Origin of the sequence: Bacillus sp. CGMCC 1.16607, assembly GCF_042683745.1 — a bacterium.
Classification (GTDB): Bacteria; Bacillota; Bacilli; order Bacillales; family Cytobacillaceae; genus Pseudoneobacillus.
The window spans coordinates 1-1,647 of the sequence record NZ_JBHUJX010000038.1 but is presented as its reverse complement, the minus strand read 5'-3'; the positions used below and the strand labels follow the sequence as shown (position 1 = coordinate 1,647).

Genomic DNA, 1,647 nt, shown 5'->3' with positions numbered 1-1,647 from the left:
AAACTAATAAGTGGGAATGGTGAATTAACCTGTCGATGACAGCCTCAGTTAAAATCGGATCACCAAAAACATGATTCCAATGTCCAAATTGCAGATTTGTAGTAACGATTAAACTTCTAGCTTCATAACACATAGATATAACCTGGAATAATAGTTCAGCTCCTTGTTTATGTAAAGGAATGTAGCCCAATTCATCTAAAATCAATAAATCTAGCTTTTCTATTTGTTTAAAGAATCTCCCTAATATTCCTTTCTCATTTGCCTCTAAGAGGGTATTTACCAGTCCTGCTGCTGTATAAAACTTAACTTTTTTACCTTCATTTTGGATAAGATTTAAGGCAATAAGTGTTGATAAATAAGTTTTTCCAGCACCTACGCCACCATAAAAAATCATATTTTCTTGATTGTGTTGAAATTCTCCACTGATTACATAATCTCTAGAAAGTCCAGGAGCCATCTGAATTTCTTTCCAATCAAATGGCTTTCCTGATACTTTTGGTAATGTAGCTTGGCTTAAAAGAAGATTAACTTTGCGTTCCTCTCTTTGAATAATTTCATTCTTAAAAAGCTTTAGTAAGTATTCTTCATTTGTCTCTGCTTTTACTGATTGATAATTCTGGGGGATCCAGGTAAGCTTTAATCTTTTAGAGAATTCTACAATTTGAGCTTCCATTAATGATCACCTCCAGTTGATCCAAATAATTGATCATATTGCTTGAGTCCACGGACTGCATTTGGCATAATCGGTATATTTTCTTTAGGGTTTATAGAACTCCTTATCCCTCTACCATTAATCAACTGGTAGAACATTTGTTTAATAGAATCAATACTTGGATGTCCATGTTCCGATGCCATTATCAGTGCCCGTGTGGGCACCTGGAAGTCATGCTCTTTAAGTAACACTGATAGTAATTGAAGAGCAGCTTGCTTCTCCTGTATGGTACAATTCGATAAATAATCTTGCCATTCAGGTGGCAATTTTTCGTAGAACTCTGTATATTTAATGGCCATTGGTCTTTTGGCCATGAGAGTCAAATATGGTTGCCATTTCATTGATTTTTGACCTTTTCCATACAAGCGATCATGCTTAATAATCACATCATAATCTTCTGTTAAAATATCAATCTCTTTAAATGATATCTTGGCCAAAACCATTTGTTTGGCAAAACGTGGTGAAGTAGAATAAAGTTTATTTTCAATACGAATATAGCCATACTTATCAGCTTTTACTTGTTCATATCTTACGCATTCAAACTCTTTTGCTGGCAATTGATAAAACTTCTCCTGATCGCCCAAATATAATTCGGCAATAAGAGTTTCTTTTTGATAATGCGGTCTATTTCTATCTGCTTCTGCTTTAATCCATAAAGAATTGTTAAATGATTCTAAATCATGAATAGTCAACTCTGGTAGGAGAAAGTTATTACGAACATATTTGACCATTGCTTCCACATGGCCTTTTTCATTGCCACTTCCAGGATTACAGAACTCATATTCAAATCCATAATGTAAAACGAACCTATGAAATACATCTGTTAACTCCCGTTCGCCATTTGGTAGGACCTTTTTCACCGCAGGTGATAAGTTATCAAAACGAATAGCTTTTGGAACTCCACCTATGTAATGAAACATTCTTTTTAAACCTTC

The 1,647-nt window shown here is 34.4% G+C and carries 2 protein-coding genes; both read right to left on the bottom strand.

What is annotated here, in order from left to right; translation table 11 throughout:
- The coding region (locus tag ACFSO7_RS24015) for an ATP-binding protein (protein WP_377880002.1) at positions 1-673 on the bottom strand (673 nt) is incomplete at its 3' end.
- The coding region (locus tag ACFSO7_RS24010) for a Mu transposase domain-containing protein (protein ID WP_483861715.1) at positions 673-1,647 on the bottom strand (975 nt) is incomplete at its 5' end. The genes ACFSO7_RS24015 and ACFSO7_RS24010, both read right to left, overlap by 1 nt.